We start from the raw sequence: 16,210 nt of genomic DNA, 5'->3' as shown, positions 1-16,210 counted from the left end.
TGCAGGCCATCTCAATTTGAAGCGAACTTGGAGCAGATGACTTTGAAACCCCGCGACAACCCGATCGGCACGAGGTTGTCACCCATCTCTTAGGTACGTTTCGTTACCCATGTCTCCGGGCCGGACAGGGTAATTCATGGTAGCGGGGGAGCGCTACCGCCTTTCCCCACACCAACCAAACCTACGATATCTTATCCCGTCCTTCGCATGAGGCAGTCCGCTAGATCCGCGCTAAGCTCTTATGAATGCATTTGGTGGCGTACTTGGAAGCGTGACGAACCTCGGTATCTGACTAAAGCGGCACAATTCGGGAAAAATCGAACAGTGGCTCATGTTCGTCGACACCTTCGTACAGCCGGCCACAATTGCCGAGACCACTCCGCTGGCTGCGCAGTTTCTATTCGGAAAGCACTGGGCGCCTCCCAGCCTTGACTGACCGTTGCCCTCCGAAGGCAAAGGTCACACGTCCAAATCGTGTCGCCGATCCAGCACCATGTCCAGATAGTCGTCCTTGCGCCGGCTCAGAGCGGTGTTGCTCATGCTCGCTCCGTCCGTCGCCCCGGGCGACGGCGTTGCGTCGGACCGAACCGCGGCAGCGCGCGCACGCCGCCGCCTCCCGCGCGTTCAGGCCGGCGAACGCTGGCCTCGCCCCGCAGAGTCGCTGCGGTAGCGGCTGGCCGAGGTCTGGTAGTACCGCGCGCAGATGGCCGCCATGGCCTCGATCAACGATCCCCAGGGCGCCGGAAAGCGTTCTTCCGCCATCACCCGGTGCAGCATGCGCGTATAGCCGGCCAGTTCGTCGCTGAGGAACTCCACCACAGGCATAGCTGGATAGCGCTGCAGCAGCAGGATCGCCGCGTTGTCGGCCTCGCCAGCTGACGTGTCCTTGTCGCGTCCATGCAGATCGTTCTGCAGGCGCCCTATCGCGGAGATGAGCCGCAGGACCTGGCGAAACGCCGGACGCGCGCGCAAGGTCGCCATGTCCAGCCCCCACAGCAACGACAGGCAACAGAACACGTTGGCGTAGGCTATCGAATCGATGCCGTTATGCAGGTACTCGGCGTAGGACCAGCGTTCCGGCCCTGCCGCCTGCGCGTGTCCGGCGCGGAGCGCCGCGCAGTAGCGCCTGGTATCGGCGAGAAGCTGAGCATAGTCGCGATGATCGTAGGCTAGCGCGGCCAGCGAAGCGCGCAGCACAGCGCAGCCCTCGAATCCGGGGAGCGCGCACGGCTCGCCCTGCCCCAGCGCCTGCTCCACCGCGGCGAGCTGCTCCGGCACGATCAGGCCAAGGTCGTTGCAATCGTCGAGCCAGAACAGCAGCGCCAGTTCGCGATAGAACGCCAAGATCAGTGTTTCGTCGTGCGGATCGCGACCGGTGCGGACGCTTATGTCGCGCAGGCTCGGGCGGATACGCTGCAGAATGTACTGGCCGCCGTTCACCGCTTCTACGGCATGCTCGTCGGCGAACCCGGTCAGGGTACGCCCCCACTCCAGCACCTGATGCAGCGCGCGTTCTGCCTGGATCATGGCGTCGCTCCTACTCTCTCGGTCAGGACGGGCCGCCCCAACGAAGCGCCAGCCACAAGCCGGCGAGTTCGGCCACGCGCACGACCCGAGTGGGGCAATACAGTTCCTTGCCGATCCACAATGGCGTTTTCGGCAATGCATGCGCCGCATGGCGGGCGAGCATCCACTCTAGCGCACGCGCCACCACCTGTGAGATGCGCCGGCGCCCTGGGGTTTTTTCTCTCTCGTCCATCACGCGTAATGCGAACAACGCATAGGCGGTTTCCTCGAATGTGGACGCGCGACCGGCGCCCCAGCCGCCGTCGCCGCGCTGCGCCCGCAGCAGTGCCGCCAGCGCGCGCTCGTCCCGCCACTCGGGCTTGCCCTGCGCCAGCGCAGCGACCGCATGCGCGGTGGGATACAGCCACGAAACGTGCCATTTTTCGTTGTCCCAGAGACCGTGCGGGTTGCGACTGGCCTCGACGTAGGCGCTGGTGCCGGCGGCGGGCTTTCCCAGCAGTCGCAACGCATGCAGGGCGTGGATGTTGGTCGACAGCGAGGCATTGCGCTCGCCGGGGAAGGTGACGAACAGCTCGCCGGTTTCAAAATGGCGCAATGCATCGACCGCCGCGTCGCGGCCTGCAATGTGCAGGACGCACAACGCAATGGCGGTGTCGTCCGCATCAGCTGCGAAATGCAAGGCGGGGCCTAGACCGCGCACGCTCAGGCGGGCGTCGAGCTGTGCGACAATCACGCGGACCGGCTCGGCGAGCCCGGGATGCGCGAACAGTCCGGCCAGATGCAGGGTGTACAGCGACCAGCATGGCTCGAAAACATTGATCGGCCAGACGTTGGGAACGACGCCTTCGACGCCGCTGCGCGTCGCCCGCGATGCCATCCGGAGATACGCATCGGCGCGCCCGGCCTGCGGCGTGCTTCCCCGCGTCATGGCGTGCGCAAGCCACGCGGCAGTGGCCGCAGGACTGATGCCGATGCTGCCATCGTCATCCGGGCATGCGGTCGTCGGCGACGTCCCCCAGGCCTCCCAGGAGTGTAGCAACGGATGGCCGCTCGGCAACATCGCCGCCGCCGCCAGCTTGTCCAGGCACGCTTGCCGCAACGGCAACAGCGCTGGATGGCGCGGAAACGCTACGGTACCCAGCAAGGATGCGGCCTCACCGCAAAGCTGCGGCAGGATCAGCTCCGCGCCGATCGGCGCGTCTTCCGGCACCGCATACGCGTAGGGATCGGGCTGGCGCTGGAGGAACCGGGTTGCCGCCTGGACTGCATCGGCAGCACCGGGAAGAGGATCGGCACGCTGCAATGCCAGTAACGCTGCCCAGGTGGACGCATGGCGGAACAGCGGGAAGTCCGCGCTTCCCCATCCGCCGTCGGCCTGTTGTTGCGCGATGAGCCACGCGTACGCGTCCTGCCGACCGGTGACGTTGCCGTGGAAGCGCAGCGCCCGCGCCGTGTCGTAGACAGACGGGCCGACGCTGCCACCATCGCTCACTTCGCTCAGCAGGACGCGCAATTCGGAAAGGATCTGTTCGGACAGCACGTTCACGCTGGATGTCCCTTATGCACACCAGTGAAAAGAACCGGGATCGGGCAGACGCCGCGGATGTCGCGGCGTCGCATAGGCAGCGCCGGATGGCCGCCCTGCTCCGGCGCGGCGACGGTCCCCGATGCTGGCGCCGGTCCGGCGCGTAGGCTTGCGCGCAGGCCGCCGCGTACGCCGCGGCGGGCAACCGCTGCGATCTGGACCGCGATTTGAACAAAGTGCAGCATGGACCTCTGTCGCCGGTCGATCGCTGCGGCACGGGGGGCGTCTCCACGCGGGCGCGCTCATGCGCATGACGCGTGCTTGGATAGATACGCGTTGGCGCGCTGTAGGAGTTGTGCCAACCGTTCAGCACGCGACCCCAGCGGCGCGATCGCCTCCCCGGCATCGCGCAACAGATCCAGCGCGAACTGGCGTGCTGCCGGCAGGCCCATGATCGACGCGCAGGTCGGCTTCTGCGCCGCCGCGTCCTTACCGGGGGTCTTGCCCAGCGTCGCGATATCCGCTGTCACGTCGAGAATGTCGTCGATCACCTGCAATGCCAGGCCGAAACAGGCGCTGTAGTGATCGAGCGCACAGTACAGCGCAGCGTGCGCGGCATTCTCCGCAACAGCGCATAGCGCGCCCATGCGAACGGACGCGCGCACTAGCGCTCCGCTCTTCATCTGGTGCATCGCCAAGATCCTGTCCAGCTCGACGTGCTTTCCAACCAGCGACAGGTCCCTGGCCTGCCCGCCTGCGGCACCCTCGGCTGACACCGCCTGCGCCAGTTCGCGCACAAGCGCGATACGGCTCTCGCCCGGCGCGCCGAGGCTCGCCAGGGTCAGGAAGGCGTGCGCCTGCAGCGCATCGCCGACCAGGATCGCAGTAGCTTCGCCGAACTTGACGTGCACGGTCGGAAGGCCGCGGCGAAGCACGTCGTCGTCCATCGCGGGCAGATCGTCGTGGACCAAGGTACAGGCGTGCATCATCTCAATGGCGGCGCCGACCTTATCTAGGATGTGCGCCGGCGCGTCGGCCAGTGTGCCGGCGGCCAGACATAGCAAGGCGCGGGTGCGCTTCCCCCCATGCAAGGTGGCGTAGCGCATCGCGGCCATCAGCTCGGTCTCACCGTCATGCTCGGCGCAGAGAAGACGCGCCAGCACCTGTTCGACCCGGTTTGCGCCCTCATGCATCCAGATCTCGGGCAGCAGCCCGCCGGATGCGTCGCGCGCCTGAGCGCCCAATCCGCCGAGCGCGGAATCACCAGTTATGTCATCCTGTGGCGTAGAACCGGGCTGCATGTTGTTCATGTCCTTGTCCCTGACAGGCGAGCCGCCGCGGTATTGTCTGCGTCGCACCGTGCGCGCGCGGAGTGCAGCAATGCCGCGCGTAGCCGGCACTGCTGCCGCGCCACAGGGGCATGTGATGCCAGCTCATGAGAATCCGATGCGTATAGTCATGGACGGATGTGCGGTCGGGTAATAGCGCCGGCCTTTTTCGACACCGCTCAGCAACCGCGGCCGCGCCCCGCCCTCGTGCATGGTCAGCGCCAAGGCGATGCAGAATTGCACCAGTTCCAGCCATGCCAGGTGGTAGCCGATGCAGACGTGTGGGCCGGTACCGAACTGCAGCATGTCCACCGGACGGATCGGCTCGGTGCGTTCCAGCCACCGCGTCAGGCGAAACTGATGAGGCGCCTCGTACAGCAGCGCCGAGGTCGAGAAATGCAGCACCGGGATGCATAGATCGGTGCCCGCGGGAATGCGCCGTTGGCCGAGTGGCAATTCACGCACTGCGCGACGCACCAGGAGCGGCGTCGGCGGATGCATGCGCAGCGTCTCACGGAACAGCGCTTCGGCGACCGGACACTGCGCCAAGTCCGCGTGCCGGGTCGGCACCGCGCCCACGCGTTGCGCCTCCTCGACCAGAGCGTCCCATAGCCCAGGCTGCCGCGCCAGCTCGATTACTATCCAGGCCATAGTCGAGGCCGTGGTGTCGTGACCACCGAGCAGCAGCAAGCGGATATTGGCGACTAAGACCTCATCGGAGAGCGCATCGTCGCTGCGATCGAAGGCGCTCACCATGTCGTTGATCAACCCGGTGCGCGCGGCATGTTCGCGCGCGTCGCGAACGAACTCCCGCAACCGCGCATCGATCCAGTCTCGGGCGGCGCGACCGCGCCGCAAGGGCAGTCCGGGCAGGTCGACCGGGGGCGCGACGATCAACTGCAGCAGTTGCCGGTACTTGCGACGCCATTCCGGCAGGTCCTGCGCGGGGATTCCCATGAGGCTGAAGATGAGTTTGAGCATTAGATCGCCGGTTTCGCGCAGGATGGTTACGTCTCCCCGGTCGCGCCACCTCTGCACCCACGCCCGGATGACGGGCGCGAACAGCTCGCCGATGCCAGCCTGGGTTAGCCCCGTGGGCAGGAACGCGGCCTGGATCGCACCGCGCGCCTGCCGGTGCGCGCCGCCGTCCCGGGCGACCAACGTTCCACCAAACAATTCGGGCGCGATATCTTCGATCAGCGCCGAGGACACGTCCTTGTGCCGGAGCAGTGCGATCGCATCCGGATCCAGACAGGTCACCATGTGTCCGGCAGGGCCGAAGTCCAGCCAGAAGTGACTGCCCAGCGTCCGTTCCGCACGCCGCAGCAGGCGCGGCAGGTCGCAGACGATGGCGGGAAGGTGCCCGACCAAGGGGAAAGCGCCGGGCACGACCGGGATGTCGTGCCGCAGCCGATCTCGACGGTTCAGCGGGTTGAGCAGCATGTCCATCACCAGCGCGGCGACGCAGCCGCTTCGGTGGTCTCGCCGGAAGGCGGCGCGGCGCGGCTGTTTCCACCGTCGGCGTACGTCGGCACATGCGCCAGCATGCCGCCGTCGATGCACACCACTTGGCCGGTGATGAACGCAGCATCGTCAGAGAGTAGGAACGCCACCAGCGCGGCCACGTCCTCGGGGCTGCCGACGCGCGGCAGGAGCTGGTGCCGGCGCAGATGCCGTTGCATGCACTCGTCCAGCTTGGCCAGGAGACGCTCGGTCATGATGAGACCTGGCGCAACCGCGTTGCAGCGGATCTGCGCATGACCGTACTGGGTGGCGAGCGAGGCCGATAGCATGTTCATCGCCGCCTTCGATGCGGCGTAGGACGTCAGCGTGGTGTCACCGCTGAGCCCCTGGCACGACGACATGTTGACGATCGCGCCACCGCCGCGGGCGATCATCCCTGGGATGGCCCGCCGGCAGCAGAGCAATGTGCCGCGCAGATTGGTTGCCATGGTCTCATCCCAGACCGCCAGGTCCAGGTCGAGGATCGCGCAGTCGCGCGGGGTCAGATGCATGGCGCCCGCATTGTTCACCAGGAGATCGACCGCACTGAAGTGCCGCTCCGCCGCATCGAACAGCGCTGCCACAGCCTGCGCCTCGGCGATGTCGATGGCCAGAGCCAGCGCGTGGCCCGCCTCGGCCGCGATTTGCGCGGCACACGTCGTGGCCGCCGAACCATCGATGTCGGCTACCACCACTCTGCCGCCCTCGCGCGCGATGGCGAGGGCGCATGCCTTGCCGATCCCGGCGCCGGCGCCGGTCACCACGGCCACCTTGCCTTCAAACCGTCCCACGGTGTCCTCCTGGATTGCGTTGGTCTCTCGCGGGATGCCGCTCCGTGTCCGCCGGAGAAGGCGCACTGTCGGCGCTGGCGCGCTCGTCACCGCGAGTTTCGCTTCTGATGACTCGAATGGCGGCGACCGGGCACTGGCTAGCTGCGAGCCGCACGGCCGCGTGCAGCGCCTGCGGAACTGTCGCCCGGCACACTTCGGCCACGCCGTCCGATTCGCGCTGGCGAAAAATACCCGGTAGCGTCAGCGCGCACTGTCCGCTGGTTCCGCACAGATCCTGGTCGACTAAGACTCGCATCACAGCCCCTGCGCATGCAGCCGCACCGGAAGCGCGCGGAACGTCCTAAGGAATGCAGAGGGCTCCCGGGTCGGTAGCTCGGCCAATGCCAGCGTGGGGAAGCGCGCCTGAATCCGCGGCAAACTTTCGGCCAACTGCACCCGGGCCAGTTGCGCACCGAGGCAGAAGTGGATGCCGTGACCGAAGCTCAGCATGATCTTCCCGTCGGTCGACATGCCGGGACTAGTGCCGTAGAACCGGGCAGGATCGAAGCGGTCGGGATCGGCGAAGGCGTCGGGGTCGCGATTCCCAGATGCGATCAGCACGCGCACGTCCGCGTTCTTCGGGATCACCACGCCGCCTAATTCGATGTCGTGCTGGGCGATACGCGGAATGGAGCTGAACATGGCGGGCGCGTCGCAACGCAGGACCTCTTCGACGAATGCCTTCACCCGCATGGCGTCTCCCTGCAGCCACTGCCGCTGTTCGGGATAGGCCAGCATCGCCAGGACCGCATGGTCGATGGTCGCAGCAGTGGTGGCGAAGCCACCCAGCAGCATGCCCCACAACATGCTGATCAACTCCGCATCTGAAAGCGTGTCGGCATCATCGTCGTGTGCGAGGACCAGCATCGACACGATGTCGTGGCACGGATCGGTGCGCTTGCTCTGTATGAGAGCGCCGAAATAGGCCTTCACTTTGGCACTCGCCGCGTCCGCCGCGGCGAGCCGGGAATCGCTGGCGTGTGGGCTCAGGCCTTCCAGAATGGCGCCGATGCCCGCGGCGAGCCCGAACATGTCGTCCCGAGGCATGCCAAACAGTTCGGCGAAGACCAGTATGGGCACGGCCAGCGCGAATTCCCGATGCAGGTCCACGGCCTCCCCGCGCTCCAGCGCGGGCGCCAAGCCGTCCAGCCGCGCTTCGACGATCCGCGCGATGCTCGGCCGCAGGTTGTCGATCTGGCCCATGGTGAAATCGCGCGAGATCAGCCGGCGCAGATGCGTATGCGTCGGTGGGTCCTTCATCGCTAGCGTGGAGGCCAGCAGATTGAGCGACAGGCTGGTCGCCGCATGCGGAAAATAGCGCGCCAGTTCGCCCGGCGCCGGTCCCCGAAACGCATCGCCCGTGGCCTTGAGGGCCCAGTAGATGTCGGCGTGGCGGCTCAACAGAAAGAGGCCCGACGCCGCGCGATGCACCGGGTCGTGCTCGCGCAACCACCGCATGAACGGATACGGGTCGTGGACCCACGCCGGCGACCCGAGTTCGGCGAAGGCGTCCCGGCATGCTGCCGTGGTTTCTTGCACGTCCATCTTTGTTACCGGTTAGCTGGCTGATCTGACCGGTGCACGGCAGGTGCGCCGGCAAACCGCGGATACGGATCGCTTCCCCCAGCGCTGCTCCATCACCAGAAAAACGGGAACTCCTCGAACCCGCCAGTGATGATCTCCTTGCGCAACCTCAATTGTTCAGGCGCGACGGCCAGGCGCAGCGCGGGAAAGCGCTGGAAGATCGAACCGAACACCGCCTTGAGTTCCAGCCTGGCCAGCTCCCCGCCGATGCAGGAGTGCGGCCCGTAGGAGAACGCCAGGTGCGGCTTTTCCTGGCGCCCGATGTCGAAGATTTCCGGCTCGTCGAAATGGCGCGGATCGAACGATGTTGCCGGCAGGCCGACCAGCACCTTGCTCTCGGCGGGAATATGCACGCCCGCGATGGTCACGTCGGTCCTCGGATAGCGCATGATGCCGTCCCAGCCCGCGCCCGGCGGGTACATGCGCAGGATTTCCTCCACCGCGCTGTCCACCAGGGAATGGATCGCCGACCAGGCGCTCGCGCTGTTTCGGATGGCGGAACATGGCCAGTAGGCCGCATTCGATCTGGGCGACGGTGCTCTCGTGCCCCGCCACCAACATGCCTGCCGCCAGGCCTATCGCTTCTTCCTCGGTCGACTTGCCCTGGGTCGACCGCCGCGAGCAGATCAATCAGCAGGTTGTCGCCCGGATCCTGGCGCTTATCCCGCATCTTGTCGCGAATGTAGGCGCGCAGCTCTTCCCAAGCCAAGCGCGACACGCTGCGCGGGCCGCTTTCATGCTGGTGCGTCATCACTTCGTCGGACAGGCGAGCAAAAAGGGCATGATCCTCGTAGAGCAGGCCCATCAGGGCGCTGATGACCATGGCCGGAAGCGGAAACGAGAGGTGGCGCCGCAAGTCGGCGGGCTGGCGCTGGACTGCCAGGTTCTCGAATAACTGCGCAGCGATCGCCTCGACATGCGGCGCCAGCAGCTTCACCCTGCGGCTGCTGAAAGCCGGGGCAACGAGCGTGCGTAACCGGACATGCTCGCCCCCCTCGTGCGAGACGAGCCACCCCGGCGAACCGAGGATCACCGAATCCGGGGTGAACGCCGTCGGCGGCATTCCCGCCGGCCGGAACGCCGCGTCGGACAGCGCGGCCTTGGCCTCGTCGTAGCCTGTCACCCACCAGCCTTCGTGCCCGGACGGGAAACGCACGCGGTGGATCGGACCGTTCGCGCGTAGCGCCAACATCTCGGGCGAGGGCTCAATGTGATCGACGCGCCACATCGGCAGCATCGGCAGTGGTTGTTCGGACACGGTGGCACTTCACTCTCTAAACTATGGAAGGGCGGAAGGTGCCCGCAGGCGCTGTGGTCACCCTACGTGCGCTTGCGTTCACTTCTGTTCGTCGATGATGATCGGCGGGAAGGCAACCGAGTCCTAGGGCCTCAAGTTGGCTTTGGCCAGCTACCGAATCTTGTAGTAGCCCGCTAAGCGCCTGGTGCCGAAAAAACGCGGAAACTCTGTCGCCAGGCGCTGCATTTGGAAAACCTATTTCAAAGGGGTATCCGCCCATGTTGGTTGGTCTCATGCGCATCTGAGAACACGGACCTGCAGCGCGATGCGCTGCTCGGCTCGCCATCGTGACCTCGCTCAAGGACAATCGGTTCCGATCGCTGACCAAGACCCTGCACACGGCGACGCCCTCGGGCGAATTCCTGTTCCTAAGATCAAGGACTAGCTCGCCAAACGCGACTCGGTGCGCGTCGAAGGACAGCTGCCGGATCGCTTCATACAGGCGACCGCCGGGTGAGATCTGTAATGGTCCATGAATGCCCGGCTCAGCCCGCAGGAGAATAGCTACGGAAACACAACCCCAACAGCAGCTCGACGGACCGAAGCGGCTGAATGGAATCGCCCGCGTCCCGAATAAATCCGAAGTCGTCACGTCAAAAGAGGAACCGGAGTAGCAATACGGGAGCGACCGAAACTGACAGTTTTCTCGCATATCGAGGTGGTTTATCTCGACGACCGCCAACGGAGAGCCTCATGTACATACCAACCCACTTCCGAGATGACGACATCGAGAACATTCGAGCGACAATCCGCTGCGCCCGATTGGCCAACCTAGTGACAGCGACATCAGATGGGCCACTTGCGACGCCTCTTCCGCTCTTCCTCGATGAGAGCGAAGGCGAACACGGCGCGCTATACGGGCACCTGGCGAAGGGCAATCCCCAGTGGCGCACGGCCCCGATCGGAGAAGCTCTGGCGATCTTTGCTGGCGCAGAGGCTTATGTGACCCCATCCTGGTATCCCAGCAAGCGACAAGCTGAACATGTGGTGCCGACATGGAATTACATCGCAGTCCACGCCCATGGGCCGATTGAGTTCTTCGAGGATCCCACTCGCCTGCTTGAGGTTGTGACGCGTCTGACGAATATCCATGAAACGTCACGTGCGACGCGCTGGGCCGTCAGCGATGCTCCCGCGGATTTCATCGCCGCTCAGTTGCGTGAAATCGTCGGCGTTCGCATCCCGATCACCATGGTCGAAGGCAAACGCAAGATGAGCCAAAACCGCCCCGCGCCTGATCGCATTGGTATCGCCACGGGCCTAGCGGCGAGCAAAGTGGCACGGGACCAGGAAGTTTCAGCTCTTATCTTGGTTCAGGACTGAGACGATAATGTGCATGACCAGCAGCGCCGCAGCCATCTTACATCTACAGCTCTCATAGACTCCAGCGTCGGGCCATCAATTACCTCGCGAAATTCACGAACGGAAACGTCGCCTCGGGCTTGCCGCACTGCGCAGACACCTGTCGGCATTCTGACAAAGGGACAATCTCGTGTCAGGTCCAGTACAACGCCCACAGTAAGCGTTCAGACTTTCGAAAGCCCATTCGACTTTGCGGATCCCGCGCCGCCTGGGATGGCCATTGGTTAAAACAAAGCGATCCAGAAACAGAGCCATATAGGCAACACTGCTCTCCACCTTCTCCAAACTCCATCTCGCCCTAGTGGCAATTACATTGTTGAACCAATTCGCGCACAAGTGCAAAGGCTTTGACTCGAGACTCGCGTCAGCGACATTTAATATTTTCGAGCCGCGCAACTCAGTTTAGGAGCATGAGCAAGCAAGAGCGGCTGCACTTGTATATACAGACCACCGTTTGGTCCCAGAAAGAACCGTAATCGTCATAGTGAGCGATATGCCAGTTGAGACCGAACTTGCCAAAATCTCGGTCTCGTCAACATATCAAATCGTTGGATGATTTGTTTCCGAGACGCGCTTCCGCGCGGCAGGTCCCGACTACATGATTCATAACCATCATGAACTGTTACATATTCTACAGACGCATTGCTCTTTCAACGCAGTTGCGTGATTACAAAAGCATAACGAGATCTGCCGTTGGCGCGCTCCTGCTGTCCGCTTCGCGTTCGACATTCGAAGGGGTGAGCTCGAAGATCGAGTTCTTTCTTAAGTCGCCCAATCACACGCTCAGTTCGAGGCTCGCGCCAAACGCCACTCATCATTCACTGCCCGTTGTCGAGTACATTTTTGTCTTTCGCTTGGCACGATGCTTGCTGAAGATCATTTGTTTCAAGGGGCGAGGAAGAACTGCAAGGGCTTGGAAAAGCAAGATGAGCACAAACGCTTTGATCGGAGGCGTCATTCCTAGTACCGATGTTGTGAAACGTGCCGCGCGGATCGGTGCCGAAGTCAAGAATATCAAGTTATCAGGCGATCTACCGGATCAAACGATCGCCGCGATCAACAGCTTATTGCTCGAGCACAAGGTGATCTTCTTCCGCAATCAAGGCCATCTCAATGACGCCGAGCATGAGCGCTTTGCCGCTCGTCTCGGAAAGCTGGTGCCACATCCGATGCTCGGTCCTACCAAGGGGATGGCGTCGCTCCTCGAACTGGACTCCACTCGCGGCGGCGGCCGCGCCGACGTTTGGCATGCGGATGGAACCTTCGCCGACGCCTATCCCAAGATTTTGGTCCTGCGGGCCGTTGTAATTCCAGCGTTCGGGGGGGACACCGTCTGGTCGAACACAGCTGCCGCTTATCTTGATTTGCCGCCGCCGCTACAACGGCTTGCCGAGGACCTATGGGCCGTTCACAGCAACGTCTTCGATTACGCCGGCATCGCGCGAGTCCGCGAGGTCGACAAGAAACATTTTGACGAGGTGTTCACCAGAACGGTTTTTGAGACCGAGCATCCCGTCGTACGCGTCCATCCCGAAACAGGCGAGCGGGCGCTAGTGCTCGGCGCCTTGGTGAAGCACTTTATTGGAATCCGCAAATACGACGGACAAAAGCTGTTCGATCTGCTCCAGTCTTACATCACCGCGCCCGAAAACACTGTGCGCTGGAATTGGTTAGAGGGCGATATCGCGCTGTGGGATAACCGCGCAACGCAGCATTACGCGGTCAACGATTACGGGGACCAGCATCGCGTCGTACGTCGGGCCACGATCGAGGGGGACGTGCCTCTCAGTGTCGATGGCCGGAGCAGTGTAACGCGACTGAAGGTGACCGACTAACTGCACGTAGACGCCCAGCGCCCCGGCTGAAAACTAGGAAAAATTGGTAATCGGAGTTGTTTCGGGCAAACTCGAAAGCACACTTTCCGACGCTACATCTCAACTTTTGATGCCAACTCGGCAGCGCTTCGCTGTGCTGGCAACTATTTAGCGTGGGCAACGGCTTCGAGGAAACCACGAGCATCACTGTCCTTCGCCGGCGGCCGGTACGTGGCCTTCTCGTTTCAGTTTAGAAAATCCTCGATCAGCGGCCATAAAGCGCGCCAACATGGGGCCGATGAGTTTAGTTGGATCGACCAGTTGACCACCCTGACGCGTAAGCACTTCTGCATATGCAATGAGATCACGATGCACGGCCGCGGGCAGCTCCGCAGTCACTTTGACCGGCTTGTCGTCTGGAAGCTCTCCTATTTTAAGTTTGGGCATGTTGTCACCCTCTATAGTGGGGAAGTATCAGATCATGATTGACAAGAACACGAACCGGGAAACCGGGTCGCACGGTCAGAGTAGGTTGGATGTTGAGACTGCGCCGAACCACCTGCTGGCCGGTCTGGTTCAGTGAGTCGGAGGCGCCGTGTCGCAATGCTTGGATGATCGCACTGTCGTTGCTGTTGGTGTCCGAGCCGGCACCCAGTTCGGTCCCGACCGCCAGAAACGTGGATAGTGCCGCGGCCTTGAAGAGCTCACCCCAGTGATTGTCGACCTGGTCTTCGAGGCCCGCATACCCGCCGGCGTCAGCGCCAGGCTGCCGCTCGAGAAAGATGGAACGTCCATTCGGCATGATCAGCCGGGTCCAGACGAGCAGGACGCGAGACTGGCCGAAACTGACCTGGCTATCGTAGATGCCGATCAGACGCGCTCCCTGAGGCACAAGCAGAAAGCGGCCAGTCGGCGAGTCAAAGACATTCTCGGTTACCTGCGCCGTAATTTGGCCTGGCAGGTCCGACCGGATTCCGGTGATCAGGGCTCCCGAAATAATCGTCCCAGCCTGCACGATATATGGTGAGGCCGGATTGGTGACGCGATCAGGGCTGACCGTGCGGCGGTCCACAGAGGCGTTGACGAAGGCAAGCTTGCGGTCCTGACCGTTCTCCGCCGAACCATCGTTGCCAGTACTCGTTGCCTTCGGTGGCACGACGCGGTCGCTTCCGACCGCCGCAGAGGTGGGCGGACGCAGTTCTCTCCCATTGGTCGAAGCGAACAGACGACTGATGCGGGCGGCCTCAGTCTCTTGATCCCGGCGCTGCTGGTCCGGATCAGCGCCGATCGTCGGCGACTGGCCTTGGGCCGCAAGGATCGGACGACCGAGGTCCCCAGGAAGCGGCGGACCCAGTTGCGGCATTGGCTGGCGTGGAATGCCAGCGTAGTCCTTCGGCAGCGTCGCAACGCCGTCGGCGATATTGTGATGGTCGGCACTGTAAAGCTCATCGGCCGCGTGGTCTCGAGGGTGACTCTTCTGCAGCGACCACAGCACTGCTCCGCCGACCACAAGCAGGACGACCGCGCTCCCTCCCGCCAGTACTTTCCGTGACAACCGTGTCACGCGCGGATGCTCCGCTGTCAAGCGGAAGGTCCTGGACTGATCCTCTTGTGTTTCAGGCGGAGCCGCTTGCTCCTGATCGTTTCCATTCCGGGTGTTCATGATGACGGCCTCCCGTCGGTCCGGACAATCCTGACCTTCTGCTGGTGCTCACCTCCCAGCCTCAGTTCTGCGGCCGCGAACAGCCGATCGACGATCAATATGTTGCCGTAAGCGCGATAGTTGACGAGTTCAGTCTTGCCGTCTGGACCGATGACGAAGAGCGGAGGCATCTCACCCTGCACGATGCCTTGCGGGAATTCGACATAGACCTTGCGGCCATCGTCATATGCGGCGAGCGGCCGCCAAGGAGGAGTGTCGCCTTCGATGGCATAGCGGGAGATACGCTGCGCCGGATCCGGAAGAACGGGCTTCAGAGCAACTGAACGCGACCGTTCGCGTGCCGCCTCAGGATAGTACCAGGCAACGTATGGCATGTATGGCCGTTCGCGGGAGCGGAGCTCGATCAGGTAGGTGCGCCGGTCAGTGTTGATCACAAGATTGGTCTCGATGGAAGCTCGGGTCGGCTTGACCAGGATATGGACGCGCCGTGTGTCGCCGCTCCCGCTCTCGGTATCGCCCACGACCCAGCGTACGGTATCTCCGGCTGCGATCGGCCCTGATCCCGTCAACTGTTCTCCCTCCTCGAGCGCTATATCCGTGATCTGCCCTGGTGCGGCGTAGATCTGGTAGAGCGCCCCGGGACTGTAGGCGTAGATTTGCGCCGCGTTGAAATAACCCCGCTTGCGCGGTTCAACCCGGGCTGCGCTATTTGCTGTCTCAACCCGGCTCACGGGTTCGACATCTTCCATCCCTCCCGACTTGCCGCCGAGAGCCGGCTTCCAGAGAGGTGGAACGTGAAGCGGCCGCGATCTGTCGTCGAGAGCCACCGGCGTCGCCGGTAACGGAGGCACTTCGGCGTCATAGCTGATCTCCGGCGGAATGTAGGTCGCGCACCCACCGAGCACCGAGGAACCAAGCAAGACAGCAAACAAAAGTGCTCGCTTTGCGATCAAGAATTCGCGCCAAGTGGGACCGATCCCACAGTACGGGACGGGGCGCTTCGAATAGACGTCAAACAGCGTCTGGGTCACTGGCTCAACTCCTTTGACCAGTTGATGGCGCGGACGTAAACGCCAAGTGGATTCTTGCGCAGACGTTCGGCATCGCGGGGCGTCTCGATCACGATCGACAGAATTGCAGTCCACCGCTCAGTCGAGCTCAACGAACCGTTGTCGTAGGTGCGCTGGGTCCACGCGACCCGAAAGCTCTCCGAAGAAGCACGAATGACGCTCGAGACGTCGACGGAGACTTGCGCCTTGCCCAGCTTGGCAAAGGGGTCATTGTTGCGCGCGTAGTCGTTGAGCGCAGCGGCGCCGCGATCGGTCGTAAAATCATAGGCCCTAAGCCAGTTTTGCCGCAGAACGATGCCGTCCGCTGGCAGGCCTCTGACATCTTCGATAAAGCGCGCCAGATGGTAAGCGATCTGCGCATCAGTGGGTTGATAGTCGACGTTGGCTGGCGCAACCCTTTGAGCCTGGCCGAGATGATCGACTTCGACTACCCAGGGCGTGATCGATCCCTGGCTCGATTGCCAGATAAGGCTACCCGCGAGGCCGGCCGATAGAATCAAGCAGCCGAACGCCATCAAGCGCCAGTTCTTGGCCTGCACGCGGGCAGATCCAATGCGTTCGTCCCAAACTTGCGCTGCCTTTTGGTAAGGCGTGATCGGCTCTGGCATGCGCCCGTAATGAACGGATGGTCGCTTGAACATCGATAATTTCCCCTGAGATCAAAGATGGGTCTTGAGCCGTGCGGTGCCCGGGTTTGAGGCGCTGCT

The 16,210-nt window shown here is 63.1% G+C and carries 13 protein-coding genes and 1 pseudogene; 2 read left to right on the top strand and 12 right to left on the bottom strand.

Going from position 1 to position 16,210, the window contains the following annotated elements:
- Nucleotides 1-624 precede the first annotated feature (624 nt).
- The 8 genes and pseudogenes from EAV90_RS30975 to EAV90_RS30940 all read right to left on the bottom strand — a co-directional run bounded on the left by EAV90_RS30975 (nucleotide 625) and on the right by EAV90_RS30940 (nucleotide 9,555).
- Nucleotides 625-1,527: a terpene synthase family protein gene (locus EAV90_RS30975; protein ID WP_122401287.1), complete on the bottom strand. Its 903-nt coding sequence runs from the start codon at nucleotides 1,525-1,527 to the stop codon at nucleotides 625-627.
- Between the two features lie 22 nt (nucleotides 1,528-1,549).
- A complete protein-coding gene (locus tag EAV90_RS30970) occupies nucleotides 1,550-3,073 on the bottom strand; it encodes a hypothetical protein (protein WP_129145610.1) in 1,524 nt (507 codons plus the stop codon).
- Between the two features lie 281 nt (nucleotides 3,074-3,354).
- Nucleotides 3,355-4,353: a polyprenyl synthetase family protein gene (locus tag EAV90_RS30965; RefSeq protein ID WP_129145612.1), complete on the bottom strand. Its 999-nt coding sequence runs from the start codon at nucleotides 4,351-4,353 to the stop codon at nucleotides 3,355-3,357.
- A gap of 132 nt (nucleotides 4,354-4,485) precedes the next feature.
- Nucleotides 4,486-5,829, bottom strand: a complete 1,344-nt coding sequence (locus EAV90_RS30960) for a cytochrome P450 (RefSeq protein ID WP_129145609.1) — start codon at nucleotides 5,827-5,829, stop codon at nucleotides 4,486-4,488.
- Nucleotides 5,829-6,674: an SDR family oxidoreductase gene (locus EAV90_RS30955; protein ID WP_129145608.1), complete on the bottom strand. Its 846-nt coding sequence runs from the start codon at nucleotides 6,672-6,674 to the stop codon at nucleotides 5,829-5,831. The genes EAV90_RS30960 and EAV90_RS30955 overlap by 1 nt, the downstream gene beginning before the upstream one ends.
- The gene (locus tag EAV90_RS30950) at nucleotides 6,661-6,969 is read right to left on the bottom strand and encodes a ferredoxin (protein ID WP_129145607.1); all 309 of its coding nucleotides are present in this window, start codon (nucleotides 6,967-6,969) and stop codon (nucleotides 6,661-6,663) included. Before EAV90_RS30950 ends, EAV90_RS30955 begins: the two co-directional genes overlap by 14 nt.
- On the bottom strand, nucleotides 6,969-8,258 hold the full coding sequence (locus EAV90_RS30945; protein ID WP_122401281.1) for a cytochrome P450: 1,290 nt from the start codon (nucleotides 8,256-8,258) through the stop codon (nucleotides 6,969-6,971). Before EAV90_RS30945 ends, EAV90_RS30950 begins: the two co-directional genes overlap by 1 nt.
- Before the next feature lie 92 nt (nucleotides 8,259-8,350).
- Nucleotides 8,351-9,555: pseudogene (locus EAV90_RS30940) on the bottom strand (cytochrome P450).
- 732 nt (nucleotides 9,556-10,287) lie between these two features.
- Between EAV90_RS30940 and EAV90_RS30930 the strand changes: the two are divergent.
- Nucleotides 10,288-10,917: an FMN-binding negative transcriptional regulator gene (locus tag EAV90_RS30930; RefSeq protein WP_129145606.1), complete on the top strand. Its 630-nt coding sequence runs from the start codon at nucleotides 10,288-10,290 to the stop codon at nucleotides 10,915-10,917.
- A 965-nt stretch (nucleotides 10,918-11,882) separates the two neighbouring features.
- The gene (locus EAV90_RS30925) at nucleotides 11,883-12,791 is read left to right on the top strand and encodes a TauD/TfdA dioxygenase family protein (protein WP_129145605.1); all 909 of its coding nucleotides are present in this window, start codon (nucleotides 11,883-11,885) and stop codon (nucleotides 12,789-12,791) included.
- 183 nt (nucleotides 12,792-12,974) lie between these two features.
- Here the strand turns inward: EAV90_RS30925 and EAV90_RS30920 are convergent, their stop codons facing one another.
- The 4 genes from EAV90_RS30920 to trbF are packed head-to-tail and all read right to left on the bottom strand — an operon-like array spanning nucleotide 12,975 to nucleotide 16,144.
- On the bottom strand, nucleotides 12,975-13,217 hold the full coding sequence (locus tag EAV90_RS30920; protein ID WP_122401278.1) for a DUF2274 domain-containing protein: 243 nt from the start codon (nucleotides 13,215-13,217) through the stop codon (nucleotides 12,975-12,977).
- Nucleotides 13,218-13,221: 4 nt separating this feature from the next.
- Nucleotides 13,222-14,433 (bottom strand): TraB/TrbI/VirB10 family type IV secretion system protein, encoded by a 1,212-nt coding sequence (locus EAV90_RS30915; protein WP_129145604.1) that lies wholly within the window; start codon nucleotides 14,431-14,433, stop codon nucleotides 13,222-13,224.
- Nucleotides 14,430-15,464, bottom strand: coding sequence for a P-type conjugative transfer protein TrbG (trbG, locus tag EAV90_RS30910; protein WP_208738557.1), 1,035 nt, complete (start codon nucleotides 15,462-15,464; stop codon nucleotides 14,430-14,432). The genes EAV90_RS30915 and trbG overlap by 4 nt, the downstream gene beginning before the upstream one ends.
- Nucleotides 15,461-16,144, bottom strand: a complete 684-nt coding sequence (gene trbF, locus EAV90_RS30905; protein ID WP_129145603.1) for a conjugal transfer protein TrbF — start codon at nucleotides 16,142-16,144, stop codon at nucleotides 15,461-15,463. The genes trbG and trbF overlap by 4 nt, the downstream gene beginning before the upstream one ends.
- Nucleotides 16,145-16,210: the final 66 nt, after the last annotated feature.

Origin of the sequence: Bradyrhizobium vignae (assembly GCF_004114425.1) — a bacterium.
Classification (GTDB): Bacteria; Pseudomonadota; Alphaproteobacteria; order Rhizobiales; family Xanthobacteraceae; genus Bradyrhizobium; species Bradyrhizobium vignae.
This window is presented reverse-complemented; position numbering and strand designations above follow the sequence as displayed.